Annotated in this window: 13 protein-coding genes; 5 read left to right on the forward strand and 8 right to left on the reverse strand. The window is 63.0% G+C overall.

The window, feature by feature from the left end:
- Window positions 1–287 precede the first annotated feature (287 nt).
- The 4 genes from MSKU9_RS13930 (at window position 288) to MSKU9_RS13945 (ending at window position 7,216) form a co-directional block, all read left to right on the forward strand.
- A complete protein-coding gene (locus MSKU9_RS13930) occupies window positions 288–5,525 on the forward strand; it encodes an autotransporter domain-containing protein (protein ID WP_141261992.1) in 5,238 nt (1,745 codons plus the stop codon).
- Between the two features lie 67 nt (window positions 5,526–5,592).
- Complete coding sequence (locus MSKU9_RS13935; protein ID WP_162515744.1) at window positions 5,593–6,246, forward strand: invasion associated locus B family protein; 654 nt, start codon at window positions 5,593–5,595, stop codon at window positions 6,244–6,246.
- Window positions 6,247–6,331: 85 nt separating this feature from the next.
- The gene (locus MSKU9_RS18950) at window positions 6,332–6,745 is read left to right on the forward strand and encodes a helix-turn-helix transcriptional regulator (protein ID WP_141261994.1); all 414 of its coding nucleotides are present in this window, start codon (window positions 6,332–6,334) and stop codon (window positions 6,743–6,745) included.
- Window positions 6,746–6,835: 90 nt separating this feature from the next.
- Window positions 6,836–7,216, forward strand: coding sequence for a hypothetical protein (locus MSKU9_RS13945; protein WP_141261995.1), 381 nt, complete (start codon window positions 6,836–6,838; stop codon window positions 7,214–7,216).
- A 58-nt stretch (window positions 7,217–7,274) separates the two neighbouring features.
- Here the strand turns inward: MSKU9_RS13945 and holA are convergent, their stop codons facing one another.
- The 4 genes from holA to MSKU9_RS13965 form a co-directional block, all read right to left on the reverse strand.
- Window positions 7,275–8,294 carry a DNA polymerase III subunit delta gene (gene holA, locus MSKU9_RS13950; RefSeq protein ID WP_141261996.1) on the reverse strand — a complete coding sequence of 340 codons (1,020 nt, stop codon included), beginning with the start codon at window positions 8,292–8,294 and terminating at the stop codon, window positions 7,275–7,277.
- 5 nt (window positions 8,295–8,299) lie between these two features.
- The gene (locus MSKU9_RS13955) at window positions 8,300–9,157 is read right to left on the reverse strand and encodes a hypothetical protein (protein WP_141261997.1); all 858 of its coding nucleotides are present in this window, start codon (window positions 9,155–9,157) and stop codon (window positions 8,300–8,302) included.
- Window positions 9,158–9,160: 3 nt separating this feature from the next.
- Window positions 9,161–11,794, reverse strand: coding sequence for a leucine--tRNA ligase (leuS, locus tag MSKU9_RS13960; protein WP_141261998.1), 2,634 nt, complete (start codon window positions 11,792–11,794; stop codon window positions 9,161–9,163).
- A gap of 103 nt (window positions 11,795–11,897) precedes the next feature.
- The gene (locus tag MSKU9_RS13965) at window positions 11,898–12,431 is read right to left on the reverse strand and encodes a DUF3576 domain-containing protein (protein WP_141261999.1); all 534 of its coding nucleotides are present in this window, start codon (window positions 12,429–12,431) and stop codon (window positions 11,898–11,900) included.
- A gap of 230 nt (window positions 12,432–12,661) precedes the next feature.
- Here MSKU9_RS13965 and MSKU9_RS13970 point away from each other — a divergent pair, with 230 nt between their 5' ends.
- Entirely contained in the window at window positions 12,662–14,698 is a 2,037-nt protein-coding gene (locus MSKU9_RS13970) for a glycoside hydrolase family 3 protein (protein ID WP_141262000.1), read from the forward strand.
- 152 nt (window positions 14,699–14,850) lie between these two features.
- On the opposite strand, the gene MSKU9_RS13975 is transcribed toward MSKU9_RS13970, so the two are convergent.
- The 4 genes from MSKU9_RS13975 to hemW all read right to left on the reverse strand — a co-directional run bounded on the left by MSKU9_RS13975 (window position 14,851) and on the right by hemW (window position 18,752).
- Window positions 14,851–15,912, reverse strand: coding sequence for a lytic transglycosylase domain-containing protein (locus MSKU9_RS13975; RefSeq protein WP_141262006.1), 1,062 nt, complete (start codon window positions 15,910–15,912; stop codon window positions 14,851–14,853).
- Window positions 15,913–15,944: 32 nt separating this feature from the next.
- Entirely contained in the window at window positions 15,945–16,388 is a 444-nt protein-coding gene (locus MSKU9_RS13980; protein ID WP_141262001.1) for a DUF1489 family protein, read from the reverse strand.
- A gap of 14 nt (window positions 16,389–16,402) precedes the next feature.
- A complete protein-coding gene (locus MSKU9_RS13985; protein ID WP_141262007.1) occupies window positions 16,403–17,470 on the reverse strand; it encodes a nucleoside hydrolase in 1,068 nt (355 codons plus the stop codon).
- A 109-nt stretch (window positions 17,471–17,579) separates the two neighbouring features.
- Window positions 17,580–18,752 (reverse strand): radical SAM family heme chaperone HemW, encoded by a 1,173-nt coding sequence (gene hemW / locus MSKU9_RS13990; protein ID WP_141262008.1) that lies wholly within the window; start codon window positions 18,750–18,752, stop codon window positions 17,580–17,582.
- Window positions 18,753–18,939: the final 187 nt, after the last annotated feature.

An 18,939-nucleotide genomic window follows, 5' to 3' on the forward strand; every position in this document is an offset into this window, starting at 1 on the left:
AAATTGAACAACTTTTCAAAAGTATAAGAAAAAATAAATTCATGGAATGCTGTGTGCCCGAAGGCAGGGACATGGCAACCGCGTGAAGGGTGTCGGGATCGACCTGCGATGCCCTGTTTCATGCCTGTTTTTCATAAATTTGTTCCTGTCCAGAAATGATCTGGATTCATGTCCTGAAGTCAGGGACCGTACCGGACATAAAACGTTCCGATATTGCAACATAATATCGTTGGGAATGCGCGTTTTCCCCATCATTGCCAATGCGATGTCACCCAGGATTTGTCTTGATGCATAACAGCCCCTTTTCTGCCCGGGCCACCCGTTTTCCTGCGGGTGGTAACCCAGGGTCGTGCCCGCGCCTGCAACATGTCCTGCGTGCGGGTACCAGCCTGTCGCGTGTCGTGTCGTCTTCGCCATGGTCGGTTGCCATACTCGCAGCGTTTATCAGCACGGGCATGCCGCACATGGCCATGGGGCAGAGTGCCGGTGGAGTGGTTGCGTCGGCCGGTTATGGTGGCGTGGGCGGCGCCGGTGACGGTGGCGGTGGCGCTGGTGGTGGCTGGTCCGCCACTTCGCTGGATGGCGCGGGTGCCGCGTCGTCCGGCGGCGTGGGTGGTGCCGGGCATGACGGGCTGAGTCTTGGTGAGGAAAGTGGCGCGGGCGGCGTGGGCGGAGCCGTGGGCTCATCGGGAACCACGGCGCTGGACAATAGCTTCAACGCAGGTGGTGGCGGTGGCGGCGGGGCTGGTGCGGTTGAAAGCGCGGGTGCATCCGTTACGTCCTCCATCACGGGCGGCAGCGGCGGCAACGGCGGGAACAGCACCTGGAATGGCGGTGGCGGCGGTGGCGGTGGCGGCGGGGCCGGTGTCATTGCGACCGACAGCGTCACGGTTTCTGATGCCGTGACCGGCGGGGCCGGTGGGAATGGCGGTGCGGCAGGCGTCTCGAGCGAAGGCGGCGGCGGTGGCGGTGGCGGTGGCGGTGACGGCCTTGACCTGCTCGCCAGTGGGAACGCCACGACCACGCGCAGCACCAACAGCGCGAACATTACCGGTGGCGCCGGTGGCACGGGTGGCGCGGGTCCAGGTGTCAGTGGCGCGGCCAACACGAATGGCGGCGGTGGTACCGGTGGCGTGGGCGTGGCCTTCATGGGGCAGGGACTGAGCCTCGCCAACGCGGGGTCGATCACGGGCGGCGCTGGTGGCACGGGCGGGTCGGTCGGTGCCGGTGGTGTCGGTCTTGTCATGATGGGCGGCGATACGGTGGACAACTCGGGGTCCATTAGCGGCGGGATGTCAGGTGATGGCATGACGCAGGCCGATGCGATCCTTGCCAACGGGGCTGGCAACACCCTGCTTCTGGAGAGTGGTTCGACACTGTCGGGCAATGTTGAAATTGCCGCGTCCTCCGGTCTTGCCATCGCGCCAGAGGGCACGGACACACTGGCCAATGCCATTGTAATGGATGATGCGTCGTCCGCGCTGTCTTTTGCCAAAGGATCGGGCGACACGCTTGATGTTTCCGGCGTGATCTCCGGTGCGGGCACCGTTACGGTTGCGGACGGTGCGCATGTGGCCCTCAATGGTGCCAGTTCATACGCGGGGGGCACCACGATTGATGGCGGCAACCTGTCGATTTCGTCGGATTCCGCGTTGGGGAATACGGCAGGCGCCATCACCCTGACGAATAACGGAAGCCTGGAGACAACGGCAGATATCACGACCGCCCGCAACATCACGCTTGGTGCGGGCGGCGGGGAAATCAGCCCCGATGCGGGTACGACCCTGTCCGTGGCTGCGCCCGTCGGTGGCGCGGGTGGACTGACAATGGATGGAGCCGGGACACTGGTGCTGGAAGGCACCAATACCTATACCGGCATCACGACGATCAGTTCCGGGACGCTGGAACTCTCGGGTCTGGGTTCGATCGCGACATCAGGCGGGGTCGTGGATAACGGGACGCTCGATATTTCAGGTTCTTCCATATGGACGAACTCGATTACATCCCTTTCGGGTAACGGCACTGTAGCGTTGGGGCCAGAGGTGCTGGTGCTGACAGATGCCAGCGGAACATTCGATGGTGTCATCGCAGATGGCGGCGTGGCAGGGGGGGCTAGCGGAAACCTGAACCTGCAGGGCGGAACCGAAACGCTGACGGGCGTCAATACCTATACGGGCGAGACGGAGATTTCGGCAGGAACGCTGGCGCTGGCAGGTTCCGGAAGTATTACGGCTTCCAGTCAGTTATTGATGGATAGCGGCAGCGTTTTTGATATCTCCGGCACATCCGCGGGTGCATCCGTCACGTCTGTCAGTGACGTGGGCGGTTCAATCGCACTGGGCGGCAATACCCTGACACTCGGGGCCGGTGCAAGGAATGTGGAATCGCCCGAGATTATCCTCGCCGGCGGTGTCGTTGGCGATGTGGTGAACGTGATTGTCGGTCCGGTCGTGGATGGCGGCATCAGTGGTGGCGTTGGGGGGGGACTGACCCTTACGAACCCGGATCCGTCAGGATCGGTCGTCGCGACTGTCATGAATGGAGAGAATACCTATACCGGGGCGACGACGATCGAGACGGGAACCGCTCTGTTGCTTGCTTCGGGGAGCATGATGGGGATGCTTGACGATTCCCCGCAACAGGCCAGCATCGCATCATCGAGCCGTGTGGTGGACAATGGTATACTTGATATCTCGCTCAATGGGATACTGACGTCCACCGGGACGGATGCAAACGGCGATGTCGATGACACGGAACCGACGATTGCGACGTATTCCACTGCGATCACGTCGCTGGCCGGAAATGGCGTCGTGGCACTGGGTAGCCAGAACCTGCTGCTGACGAATGCATCGGATACTTTTTCCGGCACAATTACCGATGACAGCATCTTCAATGAAGAGATGGACGCGCAGGGCGGCACAACCGGCGGTAGCCTGACGCTGGCGGGCGGGCATGAGACGCTGACGGGCGTCAATACCTATACAGGTGGGACCACGATCGAGGCTGGTACGCTGACCGGCACGACGGCGAGTTTCGGCAGTGGTGCGATCGTGGATAACGGTACCCTGGATATCGACCAGTCAACCGATGGGACGCTGGCGAACCCCGTTTCGGGCACAGGCATGCTGGTCAAGGACGGAACGGGCACGCTTACCATCTCGCAGGCCGAGGCCTATACCGGGGCCACGACGATCAACGCGGGCGCGCTGGCGCTGTCAGGGGATGGCAGCATCGCGACATCAGGCGCGGTTACGATCAATGGCGGCACATTCGATATTTCCGGCACCACGAACGGGACGTCGATTACCTCCCTGTCCGGCAATACAGGCGGCGCTGTATCGCTGGGGGAGGGAACCCTGACCCTGACCGATGCGGCGGGAAGCTTCGCGGGCACCATTTCAGGTACGGGTGGCGTGACGCTGGTCGATGGGCATGAGATGCTGACGGGCAACAACACCTATGCGGGCGGAACCACGATCGAGGCTGGTACGCTGACCGGCACGACGGGGAGTTTCGGCACCGGCGCCATCGTCGATAACGGCACGCTGGAACTCAGCCAGTCAACGGATGGTACGCTGACGAACGCGGTTTCGGGTACCGGTGCGCTGCTTGTTGACGGCACGGGCAACATGACGTTGTCCGGCGTGAACAGCTACACGGGTGGCACGACGCTTGCCGCGGGGGTGCTGACGGTTGCCAATGCCTCGGCCCTAAGCACGGGCGCGCTGAACATGGCGCAGGGCACGGCCCTGAATTTCGGTGCGGACGGACTGGTGCTGGCGAATGCGGTTATCCTGAACGGTGACCCCACCGTAAATGTGACCAGCGGTCAGGACACCCTGTCGGGCGTGCTCTCCGACGGTACGTCGCCGGGTGATCTGGTCAAGACCGGGGCGGGAACACTGGTCCTTTCGGGGGACAGCACCTATAGCGGCGGAACCGAAATCGCGGATGGCACGCTGGAAGTCGATGGCAGCATCGTCAGCCCTGTCGTTGCGGATGCGGGCACCACCCTGGCGGGCACCGGCACTGTGGGTGACACGACCATTGCCTCGGGGGCGACACTCTCGCCGGGGAATGGTGGCGATGCGATGGGAACCATGACCGTCCGGGGAAACCTGACGATGGCCACAGGGTCGAATTACGTGGTCAACCTGTCCGAGGACGGCGCGCATGACCTGGTTTCAGTGCAGGGCAAGGCCACACTGGAAGGTGGCACCGTCCACGGCATCGCGGCGGATGGCGGCTGGAGCACGAATGTCCGTTACACAATTCTCAGTGCCACTGACGGCGTGACGGGGAAATTCTCATCCGTTACCTCGAACCTTGCCTTCCTCACCCCGACCCTGACCTACGATGCGGATGACGTCTATCTGCTGCTGGGGCGCAATACGGTCAGTTTTGCTTCCGTCGGGGATACACGCAACGAACGAGCCGTTGGTGGCGCGATGGATACTGTAAGCGGCGGCCCGCTGTACAATGCATTGGTCCAGACGGATGCCACCACCGCGCGTCATGCCCTGAGCGGCCTGTCGGGAGAACTGCATGCCTCTGCCCGTACGGCGCTGATCCAGGACAGCTATTATATTCGCGATGCGGCGATAGAACGCCTGCGTGGCGCGGATTGCGAGCGTGGCGCAGCCAGTGGCATGAAAACGGCATCCACCAACGGGCAGCGGACCGACGGGGCCTGCCGGTCGGAACATGCGGCGTTATGGATGCAGGCCTATGGATCATTCGGGCATAATGCGGGCGATGGGAATGCGTCGGGCATGGGCCATTCGGTCGGCGGGTTCGTGCTGGGTGCGGATGCGCCGGTGCTGGGCTGGCATGTCGGCGGGCTGATCGGATATGGCCATTCCACCTTCGACAGCGCCGGGGTCTCGTCCTATGGGCACAGCAGCAATGTCAGCCTTGGCGGCTATGCCGGGACGCATTGGGGACGCCTGGCGCTGCGTATGGGCGCGACCTATACGTGGGACATGCTGTCCATGACCCGCAATGTGCGCTTTACCGGATTTTCCGACCGGTTGAGCAGCCGCTATAACGGGGGCACCGCGCAGGCGTTCGGGGATCTTGGCTACCGCCTTGATGCGGGACCGGTGGGGATCGAGCCGTTTGCCGATATCGCCTATGTCAACCTGCATACGGACCGTTTTGCAGAACATGGCGGTGGCGCTGCGCTTGTCGGGCGGGCGATTGATACGGGGGTGACCTATTCAACCTTCGGGGCGCGCTTCTCCTCCAGTTTTCATGCCGGCGGTGTGGTGCTGATGCCCAATGCAATGCTGGGATATCGCCATGCGTTCGGCCTGACCACGCCGACTTCGCGTGAGGCCTTCATGTCCGGCGGCAATGCGTTTGAAGTGGCCGGGGTGCCGCTGGCCCAGGATACCGCGGTGATCAAACTTGGCCTGCGTGCGAAACTCAGCCGGGTTCTCGATATCGGCCTGTCCTATATCGGGCAGTATGGCCGCCGTTCCGTGGATAGCGGGCTGACGGGGAACATCCGGGTGAAATTCTGATCTTTTCCGGCATATGGGAACGGTGTGCCCCATTGCCGGACAGGTTGGAGAGTGTTGGGGAAAAATCATGAAAAGAACGACCGCGCTGGTCGTTGTCCTTGCCTCGGGGATGATGGGCTGGGGCGTGGCCCACGCCGAGCGGGCGCGTTCGGGCAAAAATGCCGGGTCAACTAACGTGGCGGCGGCGCCTTCGGCACCCCCGGTGGAAACCGGGGTGAAAGCCGCACCCGCCATGGAAACCCTGTCACAGACATCGGGCCCATGGCTTGCCCGCTGCCTGTATCCACATGGGGGCACCAGTGGTCCGGCGTTATGCACCGTACAGCAGCGACTGGTTGCGCAGAACGCGCGGAAACAGCCGGTCGTGATGGGTGCGGTGACATTCAGCCGGGAACGCGCGGCGGGGGCATCCTCGCTCGGGCCTTATACGCTGATGGTGGAACTGCCGCAGGGGCTGGCGCTTGGGAAGCCCGCGACAATCGCGGTGGATGGTGGGGTGGCGATCCCGCTGTCATGGATGACCTGCATGGGGGCGGAATGCATTGCGAACCATCCCGCGCTTTCCGATGCGGTCCTGGCGGAATTCGGTCATGGCAAGACCGCGCACCTGCGGTTCACTGCGCTGCATGGCAGGGACATAACGCTGGAACTGACGCTGAGGGATCTTGATACGGCCATGGCGACCCTTGCCGGATGGGCAGGCAGGAAAGGCACGATGTAGAGCATTTCTGTTTTTTGAAGAAGGTTCTCCACAGGAGTTTCCAGATGCGTGGACACACTCTGTGACGGCACACTATTTCTGGAATATGAACACATTTACTTTTGATGATGGAGCTTTCGGGCATCTGCTGACGCTCCGTCAGGCCCGGGAAAGAGCTGGAATCGCGCGGACAACCGTTTATCGACGCATCAAGGAAGGCACTTTCCCGGCATCCGTTCGGCCAGGTAGCCAGTGTTCGTTGACGTTCCAGCGACCTGATAGCCTGGATGGAAGTTCTACCGACTGGCACTTCGCCCGCAGCTCTGAAGCCTTCAAGAAAGAGGTCAGTCCACTACCGGGCGATAACGCGCCGTGCTGCAAAATGTTGGGCGCGGCTATAACTCGCTTCGACCCTGTCTCGCGAAGAATGGGTCAGCATCATATCGATCATTGGTCTGTCAGACGGTCTTCGTTCATTCATGATCGTCAAGCAGGACGACCGGAAGCCGTGCAGGGCTGAAGACAGCTATATCCCCCCACTTTCCAAACCGGAGCCCCAGGCGATCCCTCCAGATGACGCGGATTGGGGAGGGCGGACAGGACTCGAAACATGAAAAAATGGCAGATCAAAGCCAGTTTCGGGACCAACTGGAACGGTTTGGGAGTGTATGTTGGTGTCCGCGGCGGGATTCGAACCCACGGCCCCAGGATTCATACCACTTCGGCTTTCACCGCCGCCATAGGGGTATGGCGTTCGTGGTCTGGACTGTCCCTTCACCATAAACCGCATGCGGTTGACAGGTGCTGCCCATCCAGTCTCTACACCTTGCCGGAAAACCGGCCTTGGCTCGGGATTGGCACGGCAATTGCCAGAGCGTTCCCCGAATTTGAGCAGATCCGCCACGTGGTTTCCCGTCGTGACGCCCAATTGCAAACCAGGAATCCTGTGCTCTATCCGGCTGAGCTACGCGGACACACCCGATTTTTCTAAACGAGGCCGTGCAACGCGGCAAGATGTTTCACGAACAGGAAGGGAATATTTTCGTTCCTCAATGTCGCCTGCGCATCTGCTGCGCCTGTGCGCACAGGCGGGCGACATGGCGCAGGCAGAGTACGATATCGGGGCTGCCGGTCTGTTTGCAGGCCAGTTCCAGCGCCTGTGTTTCTTCGGCTGCGTGCAGCAGGGCGCTGGCCGACCATATCGTCATGGCCTGCCCGAAGCTGTCGGTGCGTTTGAAGAATACGGGGGGACGCAACTGCCGCATGGCATCCGCCCGGCTGGCCCCCCCATCCATTGCAAGTCGTGCCCGGCGTAGCCGGTGTATGTGCGACAGCAGCACGCGCGTCAGGGCGATGGGGCTGCTGCCATCGGTGGTCAGCGCGCGTTCGGCTGCGGCATCCGCCCCCCTGCGGTCCCCCGCCATGGCGGCAAAGGCGGCATCTTCCAGTGATACGCCTGCCGCGTCCCCAACGCAGGCACGCACATCCTCCAGCCCCAGCCTGCCACCCCTACCCGCGAACAGGGCCAGTTTTTCTACCTCGCTACGTGTCGCCGCGCGGTCCGGGCCCGCGCGTTCCACCATCCACCCCAGCGCATCGGGGTCGATACCGACCTCCTGCGCCGACAGCATCTGCCGGATGGCGGCTTCCAGCGCCCGTCCTTCTTCTGGGTAACAGCCAATAACCCCGCATTGCCTGTCCTTTTCTGCAAAGACGCGCAGTCTGGAGCGCGAGGCAAGCCCCGGGGCTTCCATGATGATTAGCGTATCGGATGACCGGGTCAGGCTGCGCTGCAATGCCGCCAGCACACTGTCGCCCGCTTCACGCAGCCAGACCACCCGCCGCCCCCCCGTCAGGGCGAGAGCGGTTGTTTCTTCCTCCAGCCGGTCATGGTCCTCACGGCCCAGAATGGCGACGCGGAAGGGATCCTGCAGGTCGGGACAGACCGCTTTCGCCGCTGTCGTGGCCCGTTCACGGATCAGGCCCGCGTCTTCCCCATGCAGGATGATGGCCCGCAGCGTCCCCGGTGCCTGCAGGGTTGCATTGGTGCTGCGGGCATCGACCTTCATCGGATCTAGTCTCCACCGCCTATGCTGATGCCCGAACCGGGGACGGTATCGCTATCCGGTGACGTGGCGCCGGACCGCGAACCGCCCTGGCCACTACCCGAGGTGGATTGCGGTATGTTGTCCATCGGCCCGCTTTCGGTGGTCAGGCTGTTGCCTTCGTTGTTTTCCTCATTCAGCTGGGAATCTGTCCGGCCTGTCGCCAGTGCTGGCAGGCCATCCGCCCCAGGCTGCTGGGACGGCATCTGGTTATTGGGATTGATGATGCTGTTGGGATCGACATAGCGTGGCTGGTTCTGGCCATTCGCCGTTTCATCCACCGCCGGGGTGGCATGGGTACGGAACCATGTCGCAACCTGCTGCGTCACCTGATCGGCCATGTTCTTGGCCACACGGGTGCGCACGGTTTCCAGGTTCAGCGTCAGGGCGAAATACTGTTCATATGTATTGTTCACCCCATCCACAACTGACGCGTCCCCCCCCGCCAGCAGGCGCGGCGTATCCCCCAGCAGGTAAAGCTGCCAGTGGGCGAAGGCGGTTGTACGCGTGCGGCCGCTGGTATTGTCCGCATGGATATCCACGGCTTCGTTCATGAGGTAGGTGCGGATCTGCAGTGCATAGCGGGTCGGATTTTCCGGTGACGCCCCGCTCAGGTCCTGCTGCAGGAACTGCCGCAACTGCTGGCCGTACCGTTCCTTGATGACCGGTACGTACACTTCCTTCAGTTCCGCCAGCACATCGGTCACGGTGGGTTTGCCATCCGCACCGATATGCTTTCCCGTCGTCTTGTACATGGGCGAAAAGCCGCACCCCGCCAGCAGCAGCAGGGTGCCCAGAATGACGGGATGACGGACAGGACGGGTCATGGACTATTTCGCGACCACGAAGTTGACGATCCGGCCCGGTACGTGGATGCGTTTTACGATCCGTGCCCCTTCCAGCAGGCGCGCGACATTCGGCTCGGCTTCCGCCATGGCAATTACCTTGTCCGCAGGCAGGTCGGGCGCCACGGCAATGGTGCCGCGCAGCTTGCCCATGATCTGTACCGCAATGGTCAGTTCATTCGCCTTCAGCAGATCGGCAATGGCGACCGGCCAGGTGCGTTCCACCACCGGCTGGCTGCCGGGTTCAAGGTGCGCCATCATCGTTTCCGCCTGATGGGGCACCATCGGTGCGCTCAGCAGCGCCAGCGTGGTGGCGGCTTCGCGCCGGGCGAAGGCCATGCCATCCTCGTCTGCCGTCTTTTCCGCTTCGGCCAGGGCGGAGGTCAGTTCATGCAGGCGCGCGACCGCCACGTTGACACTGAAGGTTTCCAGCGCATCGGTCACCGCCGCAATGGTGCGGTGGGTGACGCGGCGCAGGGCATCGGCATTGCGGGACAGTGTTGCGGGGCATGCCGCGCCCGGCTGGGTCTGTTCCGCCACGGTGCGGACAATACGGAACAGGCGCTGCAGGAAGCGGGCGGCTGCGGCAACGCCGGATTCCGTCCATTCCATGTCGCGTTCCGGCGGGCTGTCGGACAGCACGAACCACCGCGCCGTATCCGCGCCAAAGCGTTCGATGATGGCGACGGGGGCCACCGTATTGCGCTTGGACTTGGACATCTTTTCCACGCGCCCGATGGTGACCGGTGCACCATTGTCGCGGCGCACCGCCCCATCGGCCTGACGCTCGACTTCTTCGGGGTAAAGCCAGTTACCTTCAGCGTCGCGGTAGCTTTCATGGTTGACCATGCCCTGCGTGAACAGCCCGTTAAAGGGTTCATCCACATGCAGGTGACCTGTTTCATGCATCGCGCGGGTAAAGAAGCGGGCATAGAGCAGGTGCAGGATCGCATGTTCGATCCCGCCGATATACTGGTCTACCGGCAGCCAGCCATCGGCTGCGGCAGGCACGGTAGGTGTCGCAGCATGCGGCGCGGTAAAGCGGGCGAAATACCATGAACTGTCAACAAAGGTGTCGCAGGTATCGGTTTCGCGTTCGGCAGGCTTGCCACATTTGGGGCAGTTCACATGTTTCCATGTCGGGTGGTGGGCCAGCGGGTTGCCGGGACGTTCAAACGTCACGTCCTCGGGCAGTTTGACCGGAAGCTGGTCATCAGGCACGGGCTGTGCGCCGCAATCCGTGCAATGGATGACGGGAATGGGGCAACCCCAGTAACGCTGGCGCGAAATGCCCCAGTCACGCAGCCGCCAGTTGATGACGCCCTGACCGATTCCCATGCCTTCCAGCCGGGTAATCGCCTCCTTTTTCGCGGCTTCGGTGTCCAGACCGTCAAGGAAACCGGAATTGAACAGCGTGCCGTGCCCGTCACATGCCTTGTCAGCCATGGTGAAGGTGGCGGCGTCCGCCCCTGACGGCAGGATGACGGGGGTGACGGGCAGGTTGTACTTGCGCGCAAAATCAAGGTCGCGCTGGTCGCCGCACGGGCAGCCGAATACCGCCCCCGTGCCGTAATCCATCAGCACGAAATTCGCGATCCAGACCGGGAAGGACTTATCGGGCATGAACGGGTGGCTGACCCGCAGGCCGGTATCGAAGCCGCGCTTTTCCGCTGTTTCGATCGCTTCTTCCGACGTGCCCAGACGCTGGCATTCGGCAATGAATTCCCCTGCTGCCGCGTTTTTCGCCGCAACCCTGGCCGCCAGCGGATGATCGGCAGCAATGGCAAGGAAGGACATGCCGAACAGCGTATCGGGACGGGTGGTGAACACCTCGACCGAATCAAGATCGGTATCGAAACCGGCGGGTGGTTCATGCAGGCTGAAACGGACCTTCGCCCCTTCGGACCGGCCAATCCAGCGTTCCTGCATGGTGCGCACGCGTTCGGGCCAGCGCGGCAGGGTGGACAGGCCATCAAGCAGTTGCGGGGCGAATTTCGTGATCTTGAGGAACCACTGCGACAGCTTCTTCTGTTCGATCAGCGCACCTGAACGCCAGCCGCGCCCATCGACCACCTGTTCGTTTGCCAGAACGGTGTTGTCCACAGGGTCCCAGTTGACCCAGCTTTCGCGCCGTTCAACCAGTCCGCCCCTGAGCATGTCGAGGAACAGCTTCTGCTGCTTGCCATAATATTCCGGCAGGCAGGTTGCGATTTCACGGTCCCAGTTGAATGAAAAGCCCAGCCGCTTGAGCGTCGCGCGCATGGCGGCGATGTTGTCCATCGTCCACTGACCCGGATGCACACCGCGTTCGCGCGCTGCGTTTTCCGCCGGCAGGCCGAAGGCATCCCAGCCCATCGGGTGCAGCACGCTGAAACCCCGCGCACGTTTGTAACGCGCCACCACGTCACCCAGCGTGTAGTTGCGCACATGACCCATATGCAGCTGACCCGACGGGTACGGGAACATTTCCAGTACATAGTATTTGGGCCGGTCGGCAGGGGGGACGTCGGGGACATTGAAGATGCCTGACGAGGCCCAGCGTTCCTGCCACTGTGGTTCAGCCGTGTGGAAGTCATAGGCGGGGGTGGCGCTGTCCGGTGGGGTGCTGGTTTCGGTCATCTTCTTCTGGTTCGGTATGCGGTGGGCAGGGATATCCCCGCCGGAAAGGTGCGGGTTGCGCGCACGCGCTACCCGGTGGATCGGCAACAGGCCGGGCAGGGGATTAGTGCTGCCCGCTATCGGTGCGCAACTGGCGCGCGCGTGTCAGGATACGCGCGGTGATGTCGGATACGGTATTGGCCGCGACCGGGGTATCGACCCACTGGTTGTCCTGAAACACCTGACGGAACACCGATACGCGCACCGCGTCCGAACGCAGGCTGCGCGACAGGATGAAGCAGGTGATCTTGAACCGTTCATCCTTGGTCGCGGGCGGCGTGTACCAGTCCGTCAGGATCACGCCCGCCACCGCATCGGCGGAAGCGAAGGGCATGAAGGACAGCGTATCCAGCGCACCACGCCACAGGAAGGCATTGACCCCGTTGCTTTCCAGCGGGGTTGAGCCGCCATTGGCGCCCCGGTCTTCTTTCAGCAGGCGATTCTGGGGAATGGCCAGCCCGCTTTTGTCGTGCTGTGGCGCGCTGCCACAGCCCGCCAGCAGGCTTATGGCCAGAAGTGCAGGGGCTGCCGCGCGTGGCAGCAGGTGGTGGCCCGAAAGGGCGGCGGGAGGGGCAAAACTGGGCGGACGAAGGGTCATGATGCCTCTATGGACGCCGGGGATGGCCCCCGCATGTGGTAATCCAGCCATGCGCCTGAACTGCCGGCCATGCCGGGCAGGGTACGTTCTGGCCTGTCGCGTTATCCGTTCTTCATATCCTGCCCCGCCTGTCCCGCCAAGTCGCACGGCCACTTTACCCTGCGTTGCGTGACAATCCGTGCCCACAGGCGCAAAAATGGCGTCATCTTTCAACAGCAATGGGACATGAATTGAGACATTCAGCCAAATGGTACGTCGCCACCCTGTGCATGGGTGCTGTTTTTCTGCCGCCATACATCATGCAGTCCCACGCGGCCGCGGTGGCGGGTGGTGGCACGGGGGCGTCCCACGCGGCGGACATGGCGGGACGTATGCAACCTGCGGAACAGCAGGCGGTGGTGCAGGCCCGTCCCGCCCCGGCACCCGGGACGGGGGGGACTGCTGACCTGCTGGCATGGCCGGGCGTACCCCGGCTGGGACTGCCGGTACTGCGGATGCCTGATTTTGCAGCATCTGCCGCGCCCGCCGCTGGCGCTTCCCTCCCGCCATTGCCATGGCTGGCGCTGGCCGCGACATGGGATCCCGACCTCGCCCGCCGTGCGGGCAGCGCACGGGCAAGGTCTGAATGGCAGCAGGCGCGTGCGGTGCTGCGCGTTGGCGGTGTTGACCTTCTGCCATCAGGACGCCTGCAGGCAGGCGAGGACCAGGTCCTGGCCGGTAGCATGGTGGGCATGATCGGCGCGGGACTGCTGGCGGGGCATGTCCTGCCGGTTTTCGGTTCGGTTGCCAGGGAAGAACATGCCCGTGCTGATGGCGCCGTGCCCGACCGCACGACGCAGGTGTCCGTGGCCCGCCTTGCATCACAGAGCCTGCTTGGCGTCGCCATGGCGCTGGAAACCGCCCATGGGGGCGCAATATTGTGCGGTGGCCTGGCACCATGCCAGACCGTAACCGGGCTTGGGGCCATGGTGCATGATGCATGGCGTTTTCCCGGTATGGTCATGACGCCGCCCGGTGGGGCCGGCATGATCAGGGATGCGGATATCGCCCCCACGCTGGCCGCCGTGGCGGCGGGGGTGGATATGGAACAGGTGGCACAGGACGAGGGCAGTCATGATGTCTTCGGCGCCGCCCTGCGGCAGGCGGTGCGCGATGGCAGCGTGAAACCGGCGCAGGTACAGGCCATGGTCATGCATATCCTCGCCTCGTTCTACATGTCGGGCAGTCTCGAACATCCCCCCTCTTTCGCCAGTGTGCATAATGGAGCGCAGTCCACATCCGCCGATACGCTGATGGCGGATGTGGAGGCACAGGGCGCGGTCCTGCTGCAGAATGAAAACAGGGTCGTGCCGTTTGATCCCGCCTGGGGACCTGTCCTGATGCTGGTCCGTCCCGCGCTGCGCCCGGCTGCTGAAAAACTGGCGGACGCGCTGCGCCATACGGGGCTGAACGTGACGTTGTCCGTCACGACGGAAGGGGCGGGCGCCCCGGGTACCCTGCCGCCCGCCACCGCACAGGCCGCGCGCACGCTGGTGCTGAGTGACGGTAATGACGACAACCGGATGATTTCCACGCTGGCGGAAATGGGCGGCCATGTCGCCGTCGTGCTGGTGGCTGATGACCCTGACCGGCAGATGCCATGGCTGGATACGGTAGACAGCGTGGTGCAGGCATGGGCGTGGCGGGATGAATATGCCCAGCCGCTGGCGGCCCTGCTGTCGGGACAGCAGGATTTTTCCGGTCACCTGCCGGTCACGCTGACGGGCGGATTCTACCCGCCGGGCATGGCGGATGCTGATTATCGCGCATTCACACGCGCCCATGTCATCCCGCTGTTCCCGTTTGGCTATGGCCTGTCAACGCATGGGCACCTGACGTTAAGCGATCTGCGTGTCGTGCGTGACGGGAACCATATGATCGCAAGCTTCGCCGTCACCAATCCCGATGATGCGCCGGTGCGCGCGGTGCCGCAGCTTTATGTGGAAATGCCCGATGACCTGCCCGGTGCCGGTCGCAGGCTTGCCGGCTGGCGCAGCGTCATGGTGGCCCCGGGCCATACAGTGCGGCTGAGCGTGCCGGTCAGCCTGCGGCTGGTGGGGCAGTGGAACCCGGCGGGTGGTAACTGGACCGTGGCGGCGGGGGATTATACCCTTTCGCTCGGGCTGTCTTCCGTCATGATGATGCGGCATGCGACGCTGCACCTGCCCGCGCTGCATGTGCCCGGTGCGCTGGACAGCACGCCCGCCCCGGCTGTAACGGCTGAATAGGCGATAAGGTGGCCTGCGCTGATGCGACGTCTGTTTGAAAATTAAGAAGTTTCTGGAGAAGCTTTTTTCAAAAACTTCGAGGAACACCGCCTTGGGAAAAGGGGGCAAAAACTTTTGTCTTTTTCATCAATAAATTAGATTCGGGCGTACCCTTACTGTCCCGGCCGGATCACGGCGCAGGGCAGCCCCTGGTTTTTCAGTGTGGCGCAGGCCTGCGTGGCCGTTGCCTGTGACAGGCCGGCAAGGCGCGCGCGATAGATCACGCCGCCAGCAGGCTTGTTGACCGGGATGACCATGCTGCGCGCACCCTGCAGGGCAGCGAAATCTCCCTGTCGTGCCATGGTTGTGGCGAAGCGGGCCTGCCCTTCGGCGGTGAAGGCCCCGACCTGCACCATCCATGCGCCATAACCGGTCCCGGCGCTGGGCGCGGGTGCGGCGGCGGTGCGGGCATCGGTATGGCATGTGGTGTTGGAAGGGTCATACGCCAGGTTGGCGTCCTGCACGCAGGCGGTACGGTGCTGCACGGGAGCGGGCGGGTTGAGGGTGGCGTACTGGATATAGGTATGGTCGGGCTGGATCTTGGTATTGACCGGGCCGAGTGCTGGCGGGTTGGCTGCAATCCGCTGGCCTGCGCCCCCATAGACCGCCAGTGGTCCGCTCAGTGCCACTTCGTTGCCAAGGTTGGGGGTAATGATGCGCAGGTAGCGCACCGTCTGGCTGGGCAGGGGACGCCCGTTTTCAAGATAGTCATTCACCCGCTGCGTGCCTGCGTTATAGGCCGCAAGGAACCCCGGCGCGCCATACAGGCCGTACAGGATGCGGATATAGGCCGTGCCCGCAAGGATGTTGTCATGCGGGTTGTACGGGTCGGAACCAAGGTGGTTGCGGCGCTGCATGTCGGCATAGGTCGGTGGCATGAGCTGCATGAGGCCGATTGCCCCGCTGGCCGAACGGGTCAGGTGCCCGTCGATATATTCATGGCCGCCGGATTCCTTCTGGATCACGGCGCGAATCCATTCCTGCGGCACGGAAAAACGGGTGGAGGCATCGGCAATGTAGGGCTGCCACGGGTCTGTCTCGGGACCCGGCGCGCGATAGGCGGCCTTGCCCTGGTAATAGCTGTTGTAATGGGATGTCCTGCTTCCCCCACTCCCTGAACTGGCGCAGGCGGCGAGGCCGATGCCGGTCAGCGCCAGCAGGCCAAGGCGCGTCATGCCCCGGAGGGAGGGAAAGGTTAAGGGCATGTTCAGATCAGGCACAGTTCCGCCAGTTCGTTGCGTAGGGCTTCGGGCAGCACGTCGCCCGTATGGCTGTTGGCCAGCAGGTCGGCCGGCGCGTCTTCGGGCCGCAGGTAGCGCCACCCCTGAAAGGGACGCATGGCGCGGGGCTGGACGGGAATGATGTCGGGCGCCATGACCACCAGCGCGCAGGGCGTGCCGTCTTCACGCGTATCTGGCTGGATGGCGGTAATGCGCTGGCGGCACAGGATGCGCCCCGCGATTACGCGGTAGATCGATCCTCCATCGAGTATTTCCGCAGCCCGGCGGGGATACATGCGCGTGCGGAACCATGGCATGCCGGCAGCACTGGTGCCGTCCAGATCATCGACTGGCGGGGTCTGGAGGGACTGGCGCGCGGCCAGATCCTCGATGGACTGGATGCCAACCGCCAGCTTGACCATGTGCAGCATGCGGTGCGTGCCCCTCAGTGGCCCTGAAGAGGCAGGTCGATCTGCGCCTGCCGTGCGAAGGTGTCACGGAAGCGGTCGGCATCGATGCTGCGCACGATATGCATGGTGCGGATGGGGCTGTCATGCGGGGCAAGCGAATCGGGAACGACGAAGGCATGGCCGTAATGCGGGCCACGGCTGGTGTCGATATCCATGCGGGCGTCCACGGCTGATGTCACCAGCGAAGGGTCGGCTGCGATGGCGGTCGTCATTTCATCCCACATGGGCAGGGGATCGTAATATTTCCCGATATAGTCGGTCAGCGCGGTCTTCTTTTCCGTCAGCCGCGCCAGATACTGTTTCGACAGCATGAGGTCGTTGGAAACGCTGCCCACCACGGTAATCTGCTTCCACGGCGCGGTCAGTGTGATATGGGCGGCCTCGGGATCAAAGATCATGTTGAAATCGGAGGCGAAATCCGCATTGCCGGTAATGGACATCATGCTGGTGTCCAGCATGCCGCCCATGAAGACAAGCTGTCTGGCCGTTTCGGCAAAGGTCGGGTCCTGGCGGATCGCCAGCGCAAGGTTGGTCAGCGGACCTGCTGCGACAATCGTGACCTCATGCGGGTGGGCATGCACCTGCTCGATCAGGAACTGCGCCGCACTCTGCGCCACGGGGGCCAGGTGCGGGGCGCCTTCCTTCATGGCCGGAATGACGGGCTGGGTATCGGGGGCCTTGTCGATCGGGCCGAGCGCACCCCATGCGCCTTTCCACGGAATGCTGCCATACTGCTGTTCATGCAGCTTCATTTCGGCGCGTGTGTTGACCAGCGGATAGACCGCGCCATCAGCCACCGGTACGTCGGTGCGGCCCATGATTTCCAGCAGGCGGCGCAGATGCGCCGATTCCGCGTTTTCCCATCCATCCCCGCTTACGACCGTGAAGCCCAGCACGCGTACATGCGGGTTGGCCAGCAGCGGAATGATGGAAAGCTGGTCCGACCCGCCCGGACCAAGGAAATCATTATCCTCGATCACCAGTTCCGGCCCCGTCGTGGCGGGGGCCGGGGCGGCAAAGGCGGAGGTGGTGACCAGCACGATTGCCGTGGCGCATGCGGCAAGCCGCGCGGTCAGCGAAAGGGCGGATGAAAACACGCGGCGTACTCCATTGGCTTTCGGGTGGCAGGAAGCCATCGTATTGCCAAAATGGCTAAAGCACCAGCGCGGCCAGCAGGCTTTCCAGCCGAAGCCTGCCCGCTTCCGTGGCCCGCAGGGTATGCTGGATGGGATCAGTGACCAGATAGCCTTCCTCGATCGCAGCCGTCATGATGTCGGCATCGGTCGCGTCGCGCACCGTCATGCCGGTGCGGCGGGTAAACCGCGTGGTGGAAATCCCCTCTGCCAGACGTAACCCCATCAGCAGCATTTCGCGTGCCCGGTCGCGGTTATCCAGCCGTTCTTCCGCATGGGCGCCGGTGCCGGTGTGCTCCACCCGTTCCGCCCACGGTTCGGGTGCGCGGTGGCGGCGCGTCGCACAGGTTACGCCGTTACGGGTCAATCGCCCATGCGCGCCCGGACCAATGCCCAGATAGTCACCATACCGCCAGTAGGTCAGGTTATGGCGGCTTTCAGCACCGGGGCGGGCGTAATTGGATATTTCGTACCCCAGCAGCCCGTGGTGACCGGCTATTTCAGCCGTCAGTTCATACAGCCGGGCCGCGTCATCCCCATCCGGCAGGCGGAAGCGGCCCTGACGGTACAGGCTTTCAAATTTCGTGCCGGGTTCAATGGTCAGCTGGTACAGTGACAGGTGATCAGACACCAGCGACAGCGCCGCCTCCAGCTCCGTGCGCCATGCGGCTTCATCCTGCCCGGGGCGGGCGTAGATCAGGTCGAATGATATCCGGTCGAACAGGCTGCGCGCCGTCTCCAGTGCGGCAATGGCCTGTGATGCGTCATGCTCGCGACCCAGAAAGCGCAGGGCTTCGGCATCAAGGCTCTGGATACCGACGGAAATGCGGTTGATCCCCGCATCACGGAAGGCGCGCAGCCTGCCGGTTTCCACGCTGGTGGGGTTGGCCTCCAGCGTGATTTCGACATTGTCCGTCAGGCCGAACAGGGCGCGGGCATCCCCAATCAGCCCGGCCACCGTTTCGGGCGCCATGAGCGACGGCGTGCCACCACCAAAGAAAATGGAGCTTATGGTCGGGCGTTCGCTCCGGCTGTCGCCCATGCGCGCAGCCTCATGCGCCAGTTCGCGCCGCAGGGCCGCGCCAAAGCGCGCACGGGGGATTTCATCGCGCACATGGCTGTTGAAATCGCAGTACGGGCATTTGGACAGGCAGAACGGCCAGTGCACATACAGCGCCAGCGGTTCCGCCATGCTGGATGCGGGATTGTGTAAAAACCCTGCCAAGGCGACTCCTTGCAAACTATCAGAAGTTTTTGGTGAAGCTTTTTTCAAAAAGCTTCAAAAAGAATGCCGCCTTTCTGGGGGCTGTTGGGAATTGAGTTTTCTAAAGGGCCATGATGTGTTTCAAAGACCATATGGATCGCTTCATACTGACGGA

Origin of the sequence: Komagataeibacter diospyri, from assembly GCF_006538165.1 — a bacterium.
Taxonomy (GTDB): Bacteria; Pseudomonadota; Alphaproteobacteria; order Acetobacterales; family Acetobacteraceae; genus Komagataeibacter; species Komagataeibacter diospyri.

What these genes read in the sequence shown, in the direction of transcription:
- MSKU9_RS13930 (WP_141261992.1), top strand. Translation starts at nt 288, where the DNA reads ATGCATAACAGCCCCTTTTCTGCCCGGGCCACCCGTTTTCCTGCGGGT.
- MSKU9_RS13935 (WP_162515744.1), top strand. Translation starts at nt 5,593, where the DNA reads ATGAAAAGAACGACCGCGCTGGTCGTTGTCCTTGCCTCGGGGATGATG.
- MSKU9_RS18950 (WP_141261994.1), top strand. Translation starts at nt 6,332, where the DNA reads ATGAACACATTTACTTTTGATGATGGAGCTTTCGGGCATCTGCTGACG.
- MSKU9_RS13945 (WP_141261995.1), top strand. Translation starts at nt 6,836, where the DNA reads ATGAAAAAATGGCAGATCAAAGCCAGTTTCGGGACCAACTGGAACGGT.
- holA (WP_141261996.1), bottom strand. Translation starts at nt 8,294, where the DNA reads ATGAAGGTCGATGCCCGCAGCACCAATGCAACCCTGCAGGCACCGGGG.
- MSKU9_RS13955 (WP_141261997.1), bottom strand. Translation starts at nt 9,157, where the DNA reads ATGACCCGTCCTGTCCGTCATCCCGTCATTCTGGGCACCCTGCTGCTG.
- leuS (WP_141261998.1), bottom strand. Translation starts at nt 11,794, where the DNA reads ATGACCGAAACCAGCACCCCACCGGACAGCGCCACCCCCGCCTATGAC.
- MSKU9_RS13965 (WP_141261999.1), bottom strand. Translation starts at nt 12,431, where the DNA reads ATGACCCTTCGTCCGCCCAGTTTTGCCCCTCCCGCCGCCCTTTCGGGC.
- MSKU9_RS13975 (WP_141262006.1), bottom strand. Translation starts at nt 15,912, where the DNA reads ATGACGCGCCTTGGCCTGCTGGCGCTGACCGGCATCGGCCTCGCCGCC.
- MSKU9_RS13980 (WP_141262001.1), bottom strand. Translation starts at nt 16,388, where the DNA reads ATGCTGCACATGGTCAAGCTGGCGGTTGGCATCCAGTCCATCGAGGAT.
- hemW (WP_141262008.1), bottom strand. Translation starts at nt 18,752, where the DNA reads ATGGCGGAACCGCTGGCGCTGTATGTGCACTGGCCGTTCTGCCTGTCC.